The organism is Sphingomonas sp., from assembly GCF_048594985.1.
GTDB lineage: Bacteria > Pseudomonadota > Alphaproteobacteria > Sphingomonadales > Sphingomonadaceae > Sphingomonas_I.
Window position 1 is genome coordinate 1 of sequence record NZ_JBMDXG010000342.1, and the last position, 13,644, is coordinate 13,644.

Annotated in this window: 15 protein-coding genes; 11 read left to right on the forward strand and 4 right to left on the reverse strand. The window is 67.9% G+C overall.

Annotated elements, in window-relative coordinates; genetic code table 11:
* Window positions 1-46 precede the first annotated feature (46 nt).
* Window positions 47-910 (forward strand): flagellar motor stator protein MotA, encoded by an 864-nt coding sequence (gene motA / locus ACOJSF_RS14035; protein WP_420142820.1) that lies wholly within the window; start codon window positions 47-49, stop codon window positions 908-910.
* 34 nt (window positions 911-944) lie between these two features.
* Window positions 945-1,871 (forward strand): flagellar motor protein MotB, encoded by a 927-nt coding sequence (locus ACOJSF_RS14040; protein ID WP_420142821.1) that lies wholly within the window; start codon window positions 945-947, stop codon window positions 1,869-1,871.
* Here ACOJSF_RS14040 and ACOJSF_RS14045 read toward each other — a convergent pair whose 3' ends face one another.
* Both ACOJSF_RS14045 and ACOJSF_RS14050 read right to left on the reverse strand, forming a co-directional pair.
* Window positions 1,872-2,075 carry a hypothetical protein gene (locus tag ACOJSF_RS14045; protein WP_420142822.1) on the reverse strand — a complete coding sequence of 68 codons (204 nt, stop codon included), beginning with the start codon at window positions 2,073-2,075 and terminating at the stop codon, window positions 1,872-1,874.
* Between the two features lie 39 nt (window positions 2,076-2,114).
* Window positions 2,115-2,735 carry a transglycosylase SLT domain-containing protein gene (locus tag ACOJSF_RS14050; protein ID WP_420142823.1) on the reverse strand — a complete coding sequence of 207 codons (621 nt, stop codon included), beginning with the start codon at window positions 2,733-2,735 and terminating at the stop codon, window positions 2,115-2,117.
* 179 nt (window positions 2,736-2,914) lie between these two features.
* On the opposite strand from ACOJSF_RS14050, the gene ACOJSF_RS14055 reads away from it, so the two are divergent.
* The 9 genes from ACOJSF_RS14055 to ACOJSF_RS14095 all read left to right on the forward strand — a co-directional run bounded on the left by ACOJSF_RS14055 (window position 2,915) and on the right by ACOJSF_RS14095 (window position 11,210).
* Window positions 2,915-3,865: a DUF808 domain-containing protein gene (locus tag ACOJSF_RS14055; RefSeq protein WP_420142824.1), complete on the forward strand. Its 951-nt coding sequence runs from the start codon at window positions 2,915-2,917 to the stop codon at window positions 3,863-3,865.
* A 121-nt stretch (window positions 3,866-3,986) separates the two neighbouring features.
* Entirely contained in the window at window positions 3,987-4,646 is a 660-nt protein-coding gene (locus tag ACOJSF_RS14060) for a DUF1013 domain-containing protein (RefSeq protein WP_420142825.1), read from the forward strand.
* Between the two features lie 76 nt (window positions 4,647-4,722).
* Window positions 4,723-4,968, forward strand: coding sequence for an exodeoxyribonuclease VII small subunit (locus ACOJSF_RS14065; protein ID WP_420142826.1), 246 nt, complete (start codon window positions 4,723-4,725; stop codon window positions 4,966-4,968).
* Complete coding sequence (locus ACOJSF_RS14070; protein WP_420142827.1) at window positions 4,958-5,875, forward strand: polyprenyl synthetase family protein; 918 nt, start codon at window positions 4,958-4,960, stop codon at window positions 5,873-5,875. The genes ACOJSF_RS14065 and ACOJSF_RS14070 overlap by 11 nt, the downstream gene beginning before the upstream one ends.
* Window positions 5,872-6,354, forward strand: a complete 483-nt coding sequence (gene coaD, locus ACOJSF_RS14075; RefSeq protein ID WP_420142828.1) for a pantetheine-phosphate adenylyltransferase — start codon at window positions 5,872-5,874, stop codon at window positions 6,352-6,354. The genes ACOJSF_RS14070 and coaD overlap by 4 nt, the downstream gene beginning before the upstream one ends.
* A 24-nt stretch (window positions 6,355-6,378) precedes the next feature.
* A complete protein-coding gene (locus tag ACOJSF_RS14080) occupies window positions 6,379-7,077 on the forward strand; it encodes a peptidylprolyl isomerase (RefSeq protein ID WP_420142829.1) in 699 nt (232 codons plus the stop codon).
* Between the two features lie 13 nt (window positions 7,078-7,090).
* Window positions 7,091-8,116 (forward strand): tRNA preQ1(34) S-adenosylmethionine ribosyltransferase-isomerase QueA, encoded by a 1,026-nt coding sequence (gene queA / locus ACOJSF_RS14085; RefSeq protein WP_420142830.1) that lies wholly within the window; start codon window positions 7,091-7,093, stop codon window positions 8,114-8,116.
* A 174-nt stretch (window positions 8,117-8,290) separates the two neighbouring features.
* Window positions 8,291-9,595 (forward strand): cation:proton antiporter, encoded by a 1,305-nt coding sequence (locus ACOJSF_RS14090; protein ID WP_420142831.1) that lies wholly within the window; start codon window positions 8,291-8,293, stop codon window positions 9,593-9,595.
* A gap of 103 nt (window positions 9,596-9,698) precedes the next feature.
* Window positions 9,699-11,210, forward strand: coding sequence for a tryptophan halogenase family protein (locus tag ACOJSF_RS14095; protein WP_420142832.1), 1,512 nt, complete (start codon window positions 9,699-9,701; stop codon window positions 11,208-11,210).
* 121 nt (window positions 11,211-11,331) lie between these two features.
* Here ACOJSF_RS14095 and ACOJSF_RS14100 read toward each other — a convergent pair whose 3' ends face one another.
* Together ACOJSF_RS14100 and ACOJSF_RS14105 are read right to left on the reverse strand one after the other, a co-directional pair.
* Window positions 11,332-13,158 (reverse strand): DUF885 domain-containing protein, encoded by a 1,827-nt coding sequence (locus ACOJSF_RS14100; RefSeq protein ID WP_420142833.1) that lies wholly within the window; start codon window positions 13,156-13,158, stop codon window positions 11,332-11,334.
* A 35-nt stretch (window positions 13,159-13,193) separates the two neighbouring features.
* Window positions 13,194-13,644, reverse strand: a 451-nt coding sequence (locus ACOJSF_RS14105; protein ID WP_420142834.1) for a thymidine kinase, incomplete at its 5' end; no start/stop codon positions are given.

Genomic DNA, 13,644 nt, shown 5'->3' on the forward strand with positions numbered 1-13,644 from the left:
GCGGCTATCGCGGTCTCCGCTTTGAAGTTTCCTGTGGGGGTTCGGAATGTTTGCTGCGATCGGCCTGGTGGTCCTCCTCGGCATGGTGTTCGGCGGCTTCGCCATCACCGGCGGCCATCTCGAGCCCGTGCTCCATGCCATTCCGCACGAAATGCTGATCATCGGCGGCGCGGCGATCGGCGCGATCGTCGCCGGCAACAGCATGAAGGAATTGAAGCAATTCGGCGGCGGCTTCGCCAAGGTCTTCAAGGGCCCGAAGTATGGCAAGAAGGACTATCTCGACGCGATCTTCCTCGTGTCGAAGCTGATGAAGATGCTTCGCACCGACGGCCCCGTCGCGGTCGAGCCGCATATCGAGGATCCGAAGTCGTCCGCCGTCTTCGCGGAGTTTCCGAAGCTGCTGAAGGACGCGACGCTCGTCCACCTCATCACCGACACGCTGCGGCTGGTCGTGATCTCCAGCGGCACGCTCGATCCCCACGCGGTCGAGGACGTGATGGACAACGCGCTCAAGACGCACCACCACGACGATGTCCGTCCGGCCGACATGCTCCAGAACCTGGCCGATGCGCTGCCCGCACTCGGCATCGTCGCCGCCGTGCTGGGCGTGGTGAAGACGATGGGCTCGATCGACAAGCCGCCGTCGGTGCTCGGCGCAATGATCGGTTCGGCGCTGGTCGGCACCTTCCTCGGCGTGCTGCTGGCCTATGGCATCGTCGCCCCCTTCGCCAACCGCTGCCGCCAGGTGGTCGAGGCCGACGCCGCGATCTACGGCGTGGTCAAGCAGATCATCATCGCCTCGCTCCACGGCCATCCGCTGCCGCTGGTGATCGAGGCGGCGCGGTCGGGCATCACCCATTCGAACCAGCCGGCCTTCGCCGATGTCTTCGACGGCATGCGCGGGCGTTGATCATGACTGACCTCTCGCACGGGGACGCATAATAATGGCCGCGCCAGCCAAGAGGGGCCGCAACGAGCCGCAGCCCCGCCCGATCATCGTCAAGAAGATCATCGCCGAGGCCCATGGCGGCCATCACGGTGGCGCGTGGAAGGTTGCCTATGCCGACTTCGTGACGGCGATGATGGCATTCTTCCTGCTGCTGTGGATCCTCGGCGCGACGACCGAGAAGCAGCGCAAGGGCATCGCCGATTATTTCACCCCGACGATGGTCGAACTGAAGACCAAGACAGCCGGCGCGAACGGCCCGTTCGGCGGCGACTCCATCCTCGCCAAGGACAGCTACCCGCACCGCGCAAGCCAGACGGGGACGAAAGGCATCACCATCCCCAAGAGCGCGATCGGCGGGTCGGAGCCGGGCAAGGAGGAGCGCATTCGCGACAAGCAGCGCTTCGGCTTCCTCAAGAAGCAGCTGATGGAGCGCATCATGAAGGACAAGGCGCTCCGCCGCTTCGCGCAGAACATCCGCTTCACCGACACGCGCGAAGGCCTGCGTATCGATCTGGTCGACAAGGCCGATTTCTCGATGTTCGCGCTCGGCACCGACCGGCTCGTGGCCGACGCATCGCGGCTGATGGGCAACGTGGCGCAGGTGGTTGCGGGCGTGCCCAACGGCGTGATCGTGCGCGGCCACACCGACGCGCTGCCCTATGCCGCCGGCCGGACCGTCAACAACTGGACGTTGTCGAGCGGCCGGGCCGAGGCGACGCGCAAGGCGCTGGCCGATCACGGCGTGCCCGCGCATCGCTTCTACCGGATCGAGGGCGTGGCCGATCGCGAGCCGTTCGTGCCTGCCGACCGCTACGACCCGCGCAACCGGCGCATGTCGATCACGCTGGCCTGGTCGACGCCGGTCGGCGGGATGGGCGACGCGGTGCAACCCGCGTCCGCGCCGCCGTCCCCCGCACATTGATCAGGCGAGCGGCATCGACAGCATGAGGTAGGCGAGCTTGGCCTGCGCCGGGCTTGGCTTGAGCAGATCGACCGGGTTCCGGCCGAGCGCGGCGAGGGTCGATCCGGGTACGGCGCTCCCGCTGCCCTCCACGGGTTCGGCCGCAAGTGCGTCGGCCACCGACAGATCGGCATAGGCCAGCCGGACGACCCCCGGCGCACCCACCCCCCGAAGCGTGGGGACGATCGCGCCCGGCGCGGGGGGCTAGGCGCCCCTGGCGGCGCCTGCGCCGTCGAGCTTGCGGCCCATCAGCGCATAGACCTGATCGAGCGTGCGCGCCGATCCGTCCTTGGCGTAGAAGATCGACCGGTTGGCGCGTGCTTCCTGCGGGAACAGGCTGGCGGCGCAAGCGCTGCCGTCACTGCATTGCGCGCGCAGGAACCGCGTCGCGCCCGCAGGCCCCAGGAAATGCGCGAAATAGAGGTCGGTCGCGTTCGCCTTGCGTCCCAGCGCCCGGCCGATCGCGTCGGCATTGTCGCTGGCATATTCGGCCGCCATCAAAGCGGCAGGGCCGGGCTGCTCGCGCAGCGCGAACACCGCCTGCCGCAATCCTGGTGCGACGGAATAGCCGCCGCCCCGGCGCGGCTGGATCGCATCCGCCGCCCAGCCGAGGCCATGCTTCGCGCCATGCTGCTTGACCACGCCGAGCCAGCTCTGGTCGAGAAACTGATAGAGGCCGGTCGCGCTCGATCCGCTCGCCTTGGCGGTCGGATTGAGGCCGCTCTCGCTCTTCGCCTGCGCCATCAAATAGGTAAAATCGACCCCCGTCCGCTGCGCGGCCACATCGATCGCCGCGCGCACGTCGCCGCGCGCCCTCGCAAGCATGGGGGAAAGATTGATCGTCACACGCGGTCTCGATGCTGGCCCGGATCGCGATCCTGAAGGAAATTAGTTAATGAACCGGTAAGCGCTCCTGTGAAGCTTTCCGATTGACCGCCATCACGACGTGCCGGACACGAACGGGCCGGGCGGCGTTCAGTGCCCGATTTTGACGGGAGGAATGCTTGGCTTCGGGACTGGTGGCGCTGCTCGACGACGTGGCGATGATCGCGAAGCTGGCGGCGGCGTCGCTCGACGATGTCGCGGGCGCGGCCGGCAAGGCCGGAACCAAGGCGGTCGGGGTGGTGATCGACGATACGGCGGTCACCCCGCGTTACGTCGTCGGTCTCTCGCCCCAGCGCGAACTGCCGATCATCGGCAAGATCGCGCTGGGGTCGATCCGCAACAAGCTGCTCTTCCTGCTCCCGGCTGCGATCGCGATCCGCGCCTTCGCGCCCTGGGTGCTCACGCCGCTCCTGATGATCGGCGGCTCCTATCTCGCGTTCGAGGCGGCGGAGAAGATATTCGAGGCGCTCGCCGGCCATCATGAGGATGCCGTCGCGGCGGGGGAGGCGACCGATCCCAAGACGCTGGAGCAGCGTCAGGTCAGCGGCGCGATCCGCACCGACTTCATCCTGTCGGCGGAGATCATGGCGATCGCGCTCGGCGAGCTTCCCGGCATGTCGTTATGGATGCAGGCGGTGGCGCTCGCGGCGGTCGGGATCGCAATCACGGTCGGCGTCTACGGCGTGGTCGCGCTGATCGTGAAGATGGACGATGTCGGGCTGCATCTCGCGCGGAAGCCCCCTGCGCTGTTGCAGGCGGTCGGGCGCGGGCTGGTGAAGGGCATGCCGACCGTGCTGAGCGTGCTTGCGCTCGTCGGCACCGCCGCCATGCTGTGGGTCGGTGGTGGCATCATCCTCCACGGACTGGAGGTCCTCGGCGCGCCAGCCCTTCCGCACCTCGTCCATCATGCGGCGGAGGCGGCGGGGCGGACCGCGCCGTTCGCGCACGGGATCGTGACGTGGATCGTGCAGGCGCTCGGCTCCGCGCTGGTGGGTATTGTCGTGGGCGGCGTGATCGTCGGCGTCGTTCACCTCATCCAGCGCCTGCGCGGTCAGTCGGACGTGCATTGATCCACCGCGCTCGGCGGCGGTGCGTGAAGGCTTGCCCCCCGCATCGCGACGCTCTACATTTCACGCCAATGTCAGGCCGCTCCGCGAGGGGCGGCCCTTTTCTTATCTGGAGAGTATCGCCGTGGCCCAGCCGCTCATGCCCCATGCGACCGCATCCTGGCTGGTCGACAATACTTCGCTCTCCTTCCAGCAGATCGCCGATTTCTGCGGGCTGCACGTTCTGGAGGTTCAGGCGATCGCCGACGATACCGCCGCGACGAAGCTCACGGGCCGCGATCCCGTTCGTGCGCAGGAATTGACCATGGACGAGATCGAGAAGGGGCAGAAGGATCCCAACTACCGCCTCGTCATGCTCAAGGGGCCGGAGCAGGTGCGCCGCACGAAGGGGCCGCGCTACACCCCGGTGTCCAAGCGGCAGGACAAGCCCGACGGCATTGCCTGGATCATCCGCAATCACCCCGAGGTGTCTGACGGCCAGATCGGCCAGCTGATCGGCACCACGCGCACGACGATCGCCGCGATCCGCGACCGGACCCATTGGAACATCGCCAACATCACGCCGAAGGATCCGGTCACGCTTGGTCTTACCAGCCAGCGCGAACTGGACGCGGTGGTGGCCAAGGCCGCCAAGGCCGCCGGGATCGAGGCGCCGACCGACACGCGCCTAGAGGGCGACCGCGAGGCGCTGATCGAACAGCTCCGGCACGAGCGCGAGGTGGCGCAGCATGGCGACGAGGCCGTGCTGTCCGACGTCGACGCGCTGTTCGGCAAGCGCAACTGACCGGCCGGCGCGGCCCCCGCTTGCGGCGGGCTGCGCTTGACCGGTCGGGTTGCCCGCTTCACAAGCGGCCACGCTTATGAGCGAAGATCCCGCCATCGCCGAATTGTCGTTCGAGGCCGCGCTCAAGCGCCTCGAAGCCATCGTCCACCGGCTCGAAAGCGGGGAGGCGAGCCTTGAGGAGTCGATCACCCTCTATGCTGAGGGGGATTGCCTGCGCGGTCAGTGCGAAGCGCGGCTGCAGGCGGCGCAGGCCCGGATCGAGAAGATTTCCGTTCGCCCGGACGGTGCCGCCGGCGGCGTGCAGCCCTTCGATGTCGGCTGACCCGGCAGTGGGGGTCGTTCCGCTCGCGCTCAAAGGGGCGATGGATCAGGTCGCGGGCGAAATCGATCGCGCGTTCGACCGGTTGCTGACGCCGCCCGGCGATTCGCGTGCGCGCCTGTTCGAAGCGATGCGCCATGCCGCGATCGGCGGGGGCAAGCGCCTCCGGCCCTTGCTGGTGCGCGCATCGGCCGACCTGTTCCACGTCGATCGCATGCCTGCGCTTCGCGTCGGCCTCGCGATCGAGGCGATCCACGTCTACAGCCTGGTCCACGACGATCTGCCGTGCATGGATGATGACGATCTGCGGCGCGGCCGCCCGACCGTCCACAAGGCGTTTGACGAAGCGACGGCGGTCCTGGCGGGCGACTCCCTTCATGCGCTCGCGTTCGAGCTGCTGGCCGATCCGGAGACGCATCCCGATCCCTTCGTGCGCTGCGAGTTGCTGGTCGAGCTGGCGCGCGCCTCGGGTCCCTCTGGCATGGCGGGCGGCCAGATGATGGACCTGGTCGCGGAAGATGCGGATTTCGACATCGCTGCCGTCACCCGGCTGCAGCAGCTCAAGACCGGCGCGCTGATCGGTTTCTGCCTGGAGGCGGGTGCGATCCTGGGGCATGTCCCGGCTGAGGGGCGGCGCGCGATCCGCGCCTATAGCCGCGATATCGGCCTCGCCTTTCAAATCGCCGACGACCTCCTCGATGTCGAAGGCACGGCCGAGGCGACCGGCAAGGCGGTCGGCAAGGATGCCGCCGCCGGCAAGGCGACCTTCGTCTCGCTGCTCGGGGTCGAGCGCGCGCGTCGGCAGGCGGAGATCCTGGTCGATCAGGCGATCGGCCATCTCGCCGCTTATGGTGCCGAGGCAACCCTCTTTCGGTCGATCGCGCGCTATGTGGTGGACCGCGATCGGTGAGCCGGGTCGCGGCCTTCACGGGCACGTTCGATCCCCCGACGCTCGGCCATGTCGACCTGATCCGCCGTGCCGCGCGGCTGGCGGACCGCCTGGTGATCGGCGTATCGACCAATTCGCTGAAGTCCCCGCTGTTCACGCTCGACGAGCGGGTCGCGCTGGTCCGCGCTGAGGCCGCCACCCTGTCGCCCGATGTCGAGGTACGGACCTACGACGGCCTTGCTGTCGACTTCGCCCGCATCGTCGGCGCGCATTTCGTCGTTCGCGGGCTGCGCAGCGGCACCGATCTGGACTATGAGAGCCAGATGGCGGCGATGAATGCAGCGATGGCGCCCGAGGTCGAGACGCTGTTTCTGGTCGCCGCTCCCGCGTTGCGCCCCATCGCCTCGTCGCTGGTCAAGGATGTCGCGCGCGGCGGCGGGCCGATCGAAGCGTTCGTTTCGCCCGCCGTGGCCGATGCCATTCGCGCCAAGCTGCGCTGATACGTTCAAACGGAGCCTGTCCCCTTGTTCCTGAAGCCTGCCGCTCTCGCTTTCGTCGCCCTCGTCGCGGCCCCCCTGCTCGCGCAGGTCACCGGACCCGGGGGCCTGGCCGAACCCAAGGCGCCGACCGCGCCGCGTCCGCTCATCGCCAAAGCGGGATCGACCATCGCCGTCGCGCCCGCGCTCGATCCCGCGAACATCTTCAATATCGAATTGTCGACCGGCGGCACGATCTCGATCCAGCTTCGGCCTGACCAGGCGCCCAATTCGGTCGAGCGGATCAGGACGCTCGCAAACCGGCACTTCTACGACGGCACGGTCTTCCACCGCGTAATCGACGGCTTCATGGCGCAGGGCGGCGATCCGAAGGGGACGGGCGAGGGCGGGTCCGATCTGCCCGACCTGAAGGCGGAGTTCAACGATCTACCCCATGCGCGCGGCGCGTTCGCGATGGCGCGGTCCAGCGATCCCGACAGCGCCAATAGCCAATTCTATATCGTGCTGTCGCCGACGCTGACGCTCGACCGTAAATATACTGTCGTTGGGCGGGTCATTTCGGGAATGGCACAGGCGGACCGGATCGAGAAGGGCGAGCCGCCCGCCAACCCGACCAAGATCGTGCGCGCCTGGATCGGCCCCGCGCCCGCGCAGCCGGCAACCCCGCCTGCGCCGTCCGCGCCGACGCCGCCGGTCGCGCCGCAGCCGCAGCCGCCCCAGCCGTGAGGACGCCCGCGCGATGCGGGTAGACCTGTTCGATTTCGACCTGCCGCCCGAACGGATCGCGCTCCGCCCGGCGGTGCCGCGCGAATCGGCGCGCCTGTTGCTGCTTGATGGCGCGCGAACCGAGGACCGCCATGTCGGCGACTTGCCGGGGCTGCTGCGCAGAGGCGACGTGCTGGTCTTCAACGATACGCGCGTCATCCCCGCGCAGTTGGAGGGGACACGCGGCGAGGCAAGGATCGGCGCGACGCTTCACAAACGTGAAGGGCCCCGCGCCTGGATCGCCTTCGTCCGCAACGCCAAGCGGCTCAGGACCGATGACCGGATCGATTTCGGCGAAGGCGTCGGCGCGGTCGCGTCCGCGCGCTACGACGACGGTTCGATCCTGCTCGAATTCGAAGGCGACGAGCCGGTCGAACTCCTGCTCGAGCGCGCCGGACGGATGCCGCTGCCACCCTATATCGCCGGCAAGCGCCCGGCCGACGCGCAGGACAGACAGGATTACCAGACGATGTTCGCGGCGGAACCCGGGGCTGTCGCGGCCCCGACCGCCTCGCTGCACTTCACGCCCGGCCTGCTCGCGGCGCTGGGCGCGGCGGGGGTGGGGCACGAGACGCTGACGCTGCATGTCGGCGCGGGCACCTTTCTGCCGGTCAAGGCGGACGACACCGCCGACCATCGCATGCACGCCGAATGGGGCCGGATCGACGCGGCCACGGCGACGCGGCTCAACGCCGTGCGCGCGGCCGGGGGCCGTCTGATCGCGGCGGGCACCACCAGTCTTCGCCTGATCGAAAGCGCGACCGGCGAGGATGGCGTGATCCGTCCGTTCGAAGGCGACACCGCGATCTTCATTACCCCCGGCTACCGCTTCCGCGGGATCGACGGCCTCGTCACCAATTTCCACCTGCCGCGCTCGACCCTGTTCATGCTGGTCTCCGCGCTGATGGGGCTGGATCGGATGAAGGCGGCCTATGCGCACGCCGTCGCCGGCGATTATCGCTTCTATTCCTACGGGGACGCCTCGCTGCTTCTTCCATAGCGGACGTGCTGCCGATCGTGTCGACCGCGCCACAGTCTGCCCGACCCGACGGAGATCAGGCGCGCGCCAGGACCCGCGGTCGCGATTCCGCTTGCAGAGGCGGTTCGGCCATGGCTTTCCCGCCTCAGCCGGAGGCCGCGTCGCGGGACATATCGGCAGGGAGGGATGGGACGGATGAGCCCGGCGGAACTGAGCGTGGCATTCTTTCTGCAGATGTTCGTGATCCTGGCCGCCTGCCGTGCGTCGGGCTGGATCATGAAGCGGCTGTTCGATCAGCCGCAGGTCATCGGTGAGATGATCGCGGGCGTCCTGTTGGGGCCATCGCTGTTCGGCCTGCTGGCGCCCGAGCTGCAGCAGGCGTTCTTCCCGAAGGACACCAAATCGGTCCTGTACGTCGGCGCGCAGCTCGGCGTCGGGCTGTACATGTTCCTCGTCGGTCTCGGATTCCGCACGGATCATTTCAGGCTCACCGCCCGCAGCGCGGTCGCCGTCTCGCTCTCGGGCATGGCCGCGCCGTTCCTGGTGGCGATCCTGCTGGCGCCCTGGCTGCTCGGTCTGGGGCTGTTCGGTCCGCAGGTGGGGCGGCTTCAGGCGACGCTCTTCTTGGGCGCGGCCGTCTCGATCACCGCCTTCCCCGTCCTCGCGCGCATCGTCCAGGAGCGCGGCCTTGCCAAGACGCCGCTGGGGGCGCTCGCCTTGTCGGCGGGCGCGATCGACGATGCGGGTGCGTGGACGGTGTTGGCGGTCGTCCTCGCCAGTTTTGGCGGTGGCCCCGCGATCGCGCTCAAGGCGATCGTCGGCGGCGGGCTGTTCGCGATCTTCATGCTCACGATGGCGCCACGCATCCTGGCGCCGCTGGCGGCATGGGCCGAACGCGAGGGGCGCATCACGCCGCCGCTGCTCGCGATCGTTTTGATGCTGTTCCTGCTGAGCGCGTGGGCGATGGATGCGGCCGGGCTGCATTCGGTGTTCGGCGGCTTCCTGCTGGGGGTGGCGATGCCGCGCGGCGTGCTGAGCCGCGAGGTCAGGAAGCAGGTCGAGCCGTTCACGATCGTGCTGCTCGTGCCTATGTTCTTCACCTTTTCGGGTCTCAATACTCAGCTGACGATGGTGAACACGCCCCAGCTGGCCATCATCGCCGCAGTGATCCTGGCCGGATCGATCCTCGCCAAGGCAGTCGCCTGCTGGGTGGCGGCGCGCGCGACCGGGCAGGACAATGCCACTGCGCTCGCGGTCGGCACGCTGATGAACGCGCGGGGCATGATGGAGCTGATCATTCTCAACATCGGGCTGCAGCGCGGCATCATCGGCCCGGCGCTCTTTTCGATGCTGGTGGTGATGGCGATCGTCACGACAGTGATGGCCTCGCCGCTGTTCGAGCTCGTCTACGGCCGCAAGGCGCGGGCCGCCGGGCTATTGGGCGACCTGAGCGAGGATGAGCCGCACGAATCCGGCCGAACGGCCACGGCGGCATCCTGACGCGGCCAAGAGAGCATGATGCGGCGCCGCCGACATCCGTGAAACACCCATCATGACGAGCCCCGGGCTTGGCTCTATGCACATTCAAACAGGAGAGGTCGCGATGGCGGACGCCATTTCAACGAAGCGGGTGGTCAAGCGGGTGGTTGTGGCGGGGGGCGGTACCGCCGGCTGGGTCACGGCGACCGCGCTGGTGCGGCATCTTGGCCCGCTGCTCGACATCACGCTCGTCGAATCGGAGGAGATTGGCACCGTCGGGGTCGGTGAATCGACCGTCCCCACGTTCAAATCCTTCCACGATTATATGGGCGTGAACGAGGCGCAGTTCATGGCGGCGGCGCAGGCCACGTTCAAGCTGGGTATCGAGTTCAAGAACTGGGCGCGCATCGGCGACCGCTACATCCATCCGTTCGGCATCCTGGGGAAGAAGGCGAGCTGGATGGCCGACTTCCACCATTTCTGGCTGCACGCCAATGCGCGCGGCTTTGGCGACGAACTCGGCGAATATTGCCTCGAATGGGTCGCGGGCGAGGCGAACCGCATGTCGCACCAATATGCGCCGAACATGGGCTATGCCTACCATGTCGATGCGACGCGCTACGCCCGCTTCCTCCGCGCGCTTGCCGAGCCGGCGGGGGTCAAGCGGGTCGAGGGCAAGATCCGCAACGTCGATCTCAATCCGACGAGCGGCTTTATCGATGCGATCGTGCTCGAATCCGGGCAGCGGATCGAAGCCGACCTGTTCATCGACTGCACGGGCTTCCGCTCGCTGCTGCTGGGGCAGGCGCTGGGGGTGCCGTTCGACGATTGGAGCAAGTGGATCACGACCAACAGCGCGGTCGCGGTGCAGTCCACCTCGGTCGACCCGGCGCAGCCTTACACCTCGGCGATCGCGCACGAGGCGGGATGGCGCTGGAAGATCCCGCTCCAGCATCGCGACGGCAACGGCATCGTCTTCTGCAACGAATTCATGTCGGATGACGAAGCCCGCGCGCGCCTGCTGGCGGAGATCGACGGCGAGCCGACGGTCGAGCCCTGGCTGCTGCGCTTTAAAACCGGCATGCGCGCGCAGACGTGGCACAAGAACTGCGTCGGGCTGGGCTTGGCCAACGGCTTCATCGAGCCGCTGGAATCGACCAGCATCCACCTGATGATGGCGGCGGTGACGCGCCTGATCGAGGATTTCCCCTTCGGTGGGTTCCACGAGGCGCTGACCGCCAATTTCAACCGCAAGTCGCGGCTCGAGTTCGAGAACATCCGCGACTTTATCATCCTGCACTACCACATCACCGAGCGCGACGATTCGGGCTTCTGGCGGCGATGCCGCGACATGGACGTGCCCGACACGCTGAAGGAACGGCTGGCGCTGTGGCGCGAGGATGGCCGCGCGTACAAGCTCACGCACGAGCTGTTCCGGATCGACTCGTGGGTCATGGTGATGCTCGGCCAGCGCTATCCGGCGCTCGGCTATCATCATCTGGCGGAGATGATGCCCGAAGCCGATTTGCGCCGCCAACTGGCGGAGCTTCGGCGCGAGGTGGCGGGGCTTGCCGCCGCGATGCCGTCGCACCCCGATTTCCTGCGGCAATATTGCCCGGCGGATAAGCCTGCCTGATCGGGCGATATTGCGCCGCTAGGATCTCGACCCCGTCGTCCCGGACTTGATCCGGGATCCCGCTGCCTTACTCGCCTGCTGATGAGCGGGGCCTCGATCAAGTCCGGGGTCCCGCACCATGTCAGCCTCCCATATACCGCTCGACGACGCGCGACAGCAGGGTCAGCGGCATGTTGCCGCCCAGAACGATCGCGTCGTCGAAGGTGCGCAGGTCGAAGCGGCGGCCCATCGCCGCCTGCGCCGTGCCGCGCAGGCGGACGATCTCGTTATGCCCCATCTTGTATCCGCACGCCTGCCCCGGCCAGGAGCAATAGCGGTTGAGTTCGGAGCGCAGCTCCTCCTCGGGCTGCCCGGTCCCTTCGGAGAAAGTCGTGAGCGCCTTGGCGAAATCCCAGCGCTTGGCGTGCACCCCGGTATCGACCACCAGCCGCATCGCGCGAAAGTTGATCGACTGGAGGTAGCCGATCTTGCCGAGCGGATCGTCCGCATAGGCGCCGAGCTCGTCGCCGAGCTGCTCGGCATAGAGCGCCCACCCCTCCGAAAAGGCGTTGAAGGCGAGGAGGGTGCGGATCAGCGGCAGCTTGAAGCTATATTCGCCCTGCCAAATGTGGCCGGGTATCCCCTCATGATAGGTCAGGGTCGGCAGCGAGTAACGCGGCCAGTGTGAGGTATCCTTGAGGTTGATGAAGTAGACGCCGGGGGTCGATCCGTCGATCGCGCCGGGACCGGCATAGCCGTTGGGCATGCCGTCCTGGATCGCCGGGGGCACGCGCTTGATGACCAGATTGCCCTTGACCATCGTCGCGAACGCACGCGGCAGGCGCGTACGAATGTCCGCCACCCGCCCGTTGAGGTAGGCGAGCAGCTTCGCCCGTCCCGCATCGTCGTTGGAAAAGAGCAGATCGGGACGCTTGCCGAGCGCGGTCAGCCGCGCGCCGACCGTACCCTGCGTCAGCCCCTGCGCCTTGAGCAACGTGTCGAGCTGCGCGGTCAGTTCCGCATTCTGCGCCACGCCGATGCGGTGCAACTCATCCGGCGAATAGCTCGTCGTGGTCGCGGCCTTCACCAGCCAGGCGTAATAAGCCTCGCCGTTCGGCCGTGCCCACACGCCCGCCACGTCGCTGGCCTTGCCGCGCACCGATCGCAGCGTCGCCGCCTGCCGGCCGAGCGCGGGCGCGACCTGGTCCGTCACCAGCTTCGTCGCGCGTCCGGCATAGCTGTCGGGAAGGCCCGCCTTCGCCGCCTTTTCGGCAAGGCTGTGAACGATGCCCCAGTCGGCCGGCGCCTGATCGCGCATGCCGGTGATCTGCCGGACCGCGATGTCGTTGAGGAAGCCGGGGAGCACCGCACCCGCTGCCTGATCGGCGGCGAGCCGTTCGGTCTCGCCCTCGATCGCGGCGGCGAACGCCTCGACCCGCGCGAGATAGGCGTCGGCATCCGCGCGATTTTCGACCGAATGATGGTTTTCGAGCGTGTCGGGCAGTTCGACGTAGGCGCCGGTATTCTGCGAGACGATGTAGGGCGTGCTGCGATAGCTGGTGTCGGGGTGGAAGGTCGCGACCTCGCCCACCTTCATCGTCCGGAACCCTTCGACGGCCAGTTCGTGCGCGCCTTGCGTGACGTCGAGGTCCAGCGCCGCCGCGTGCGACAGGCCCGCGCGATCATACGACTTCAGCCGGTTGAGACGCGCCTCCGCGGCCTGTGCGCGGGCGGCATAGGCCGCCGCCGTGCGATCCCCGAACCGGCTGCGCAGCGCCACGCGCGCGCCATTGTCGATCCCCAGGCTGGCCGCCGTCTCGGGATAGTCGCGCAGGATCTCCTCCGCCACCGCGTCGAGATACGCCCGCGCACTTGCATCGCCGGGCCCGGTCTGGGCGGAAGCGGGGAGAGCGGCGAGCGTGGCGGCGGCGCCGGCACCGGCGAGGAGTTCGCGGCGGGTCGTGAGCATGAGAGGGGAGAGCTCCTGATGAGATTGCGCCGGGTCTAGGCCGCGTGTCCGAAATCGGGAAGCCTGCCCAGGCGCATCGCCTCCATGAAATGGCGGCGACAGGCGGCAAGGTAGCGGTCGTTGCCGCCGATTTCGGTCTGGGCCCCCTCCCGCGCGATGCGGCCCTCGCCGTCGCAGCGTAGGTTCATCGTGGCCTTGCGTCCGCACCCGCACACGGCCTTGATCTCGCTCAGCACGTCGGCGATCGCCAGTAGTCCCTTGCTCCCTTCGAACAGCGCGCCGCGAAAATCGGTCCGCAGGCCATAGGCGAGGACGGGAATGTGCAGTTCGTCGCACACGCCGGCAAGCTGGCCGACCTGCCGCGCCGACAGGAACTGCGCCTCGTCGACCAGCACGCAGTGGAGCGGCGCGTGCGTTGCCTCCGTCTTGATCGCGGCGCGCAGGTCGGTCGCGGCGTCGAACACGTGCGCGTCGGCGGTGAGGCCG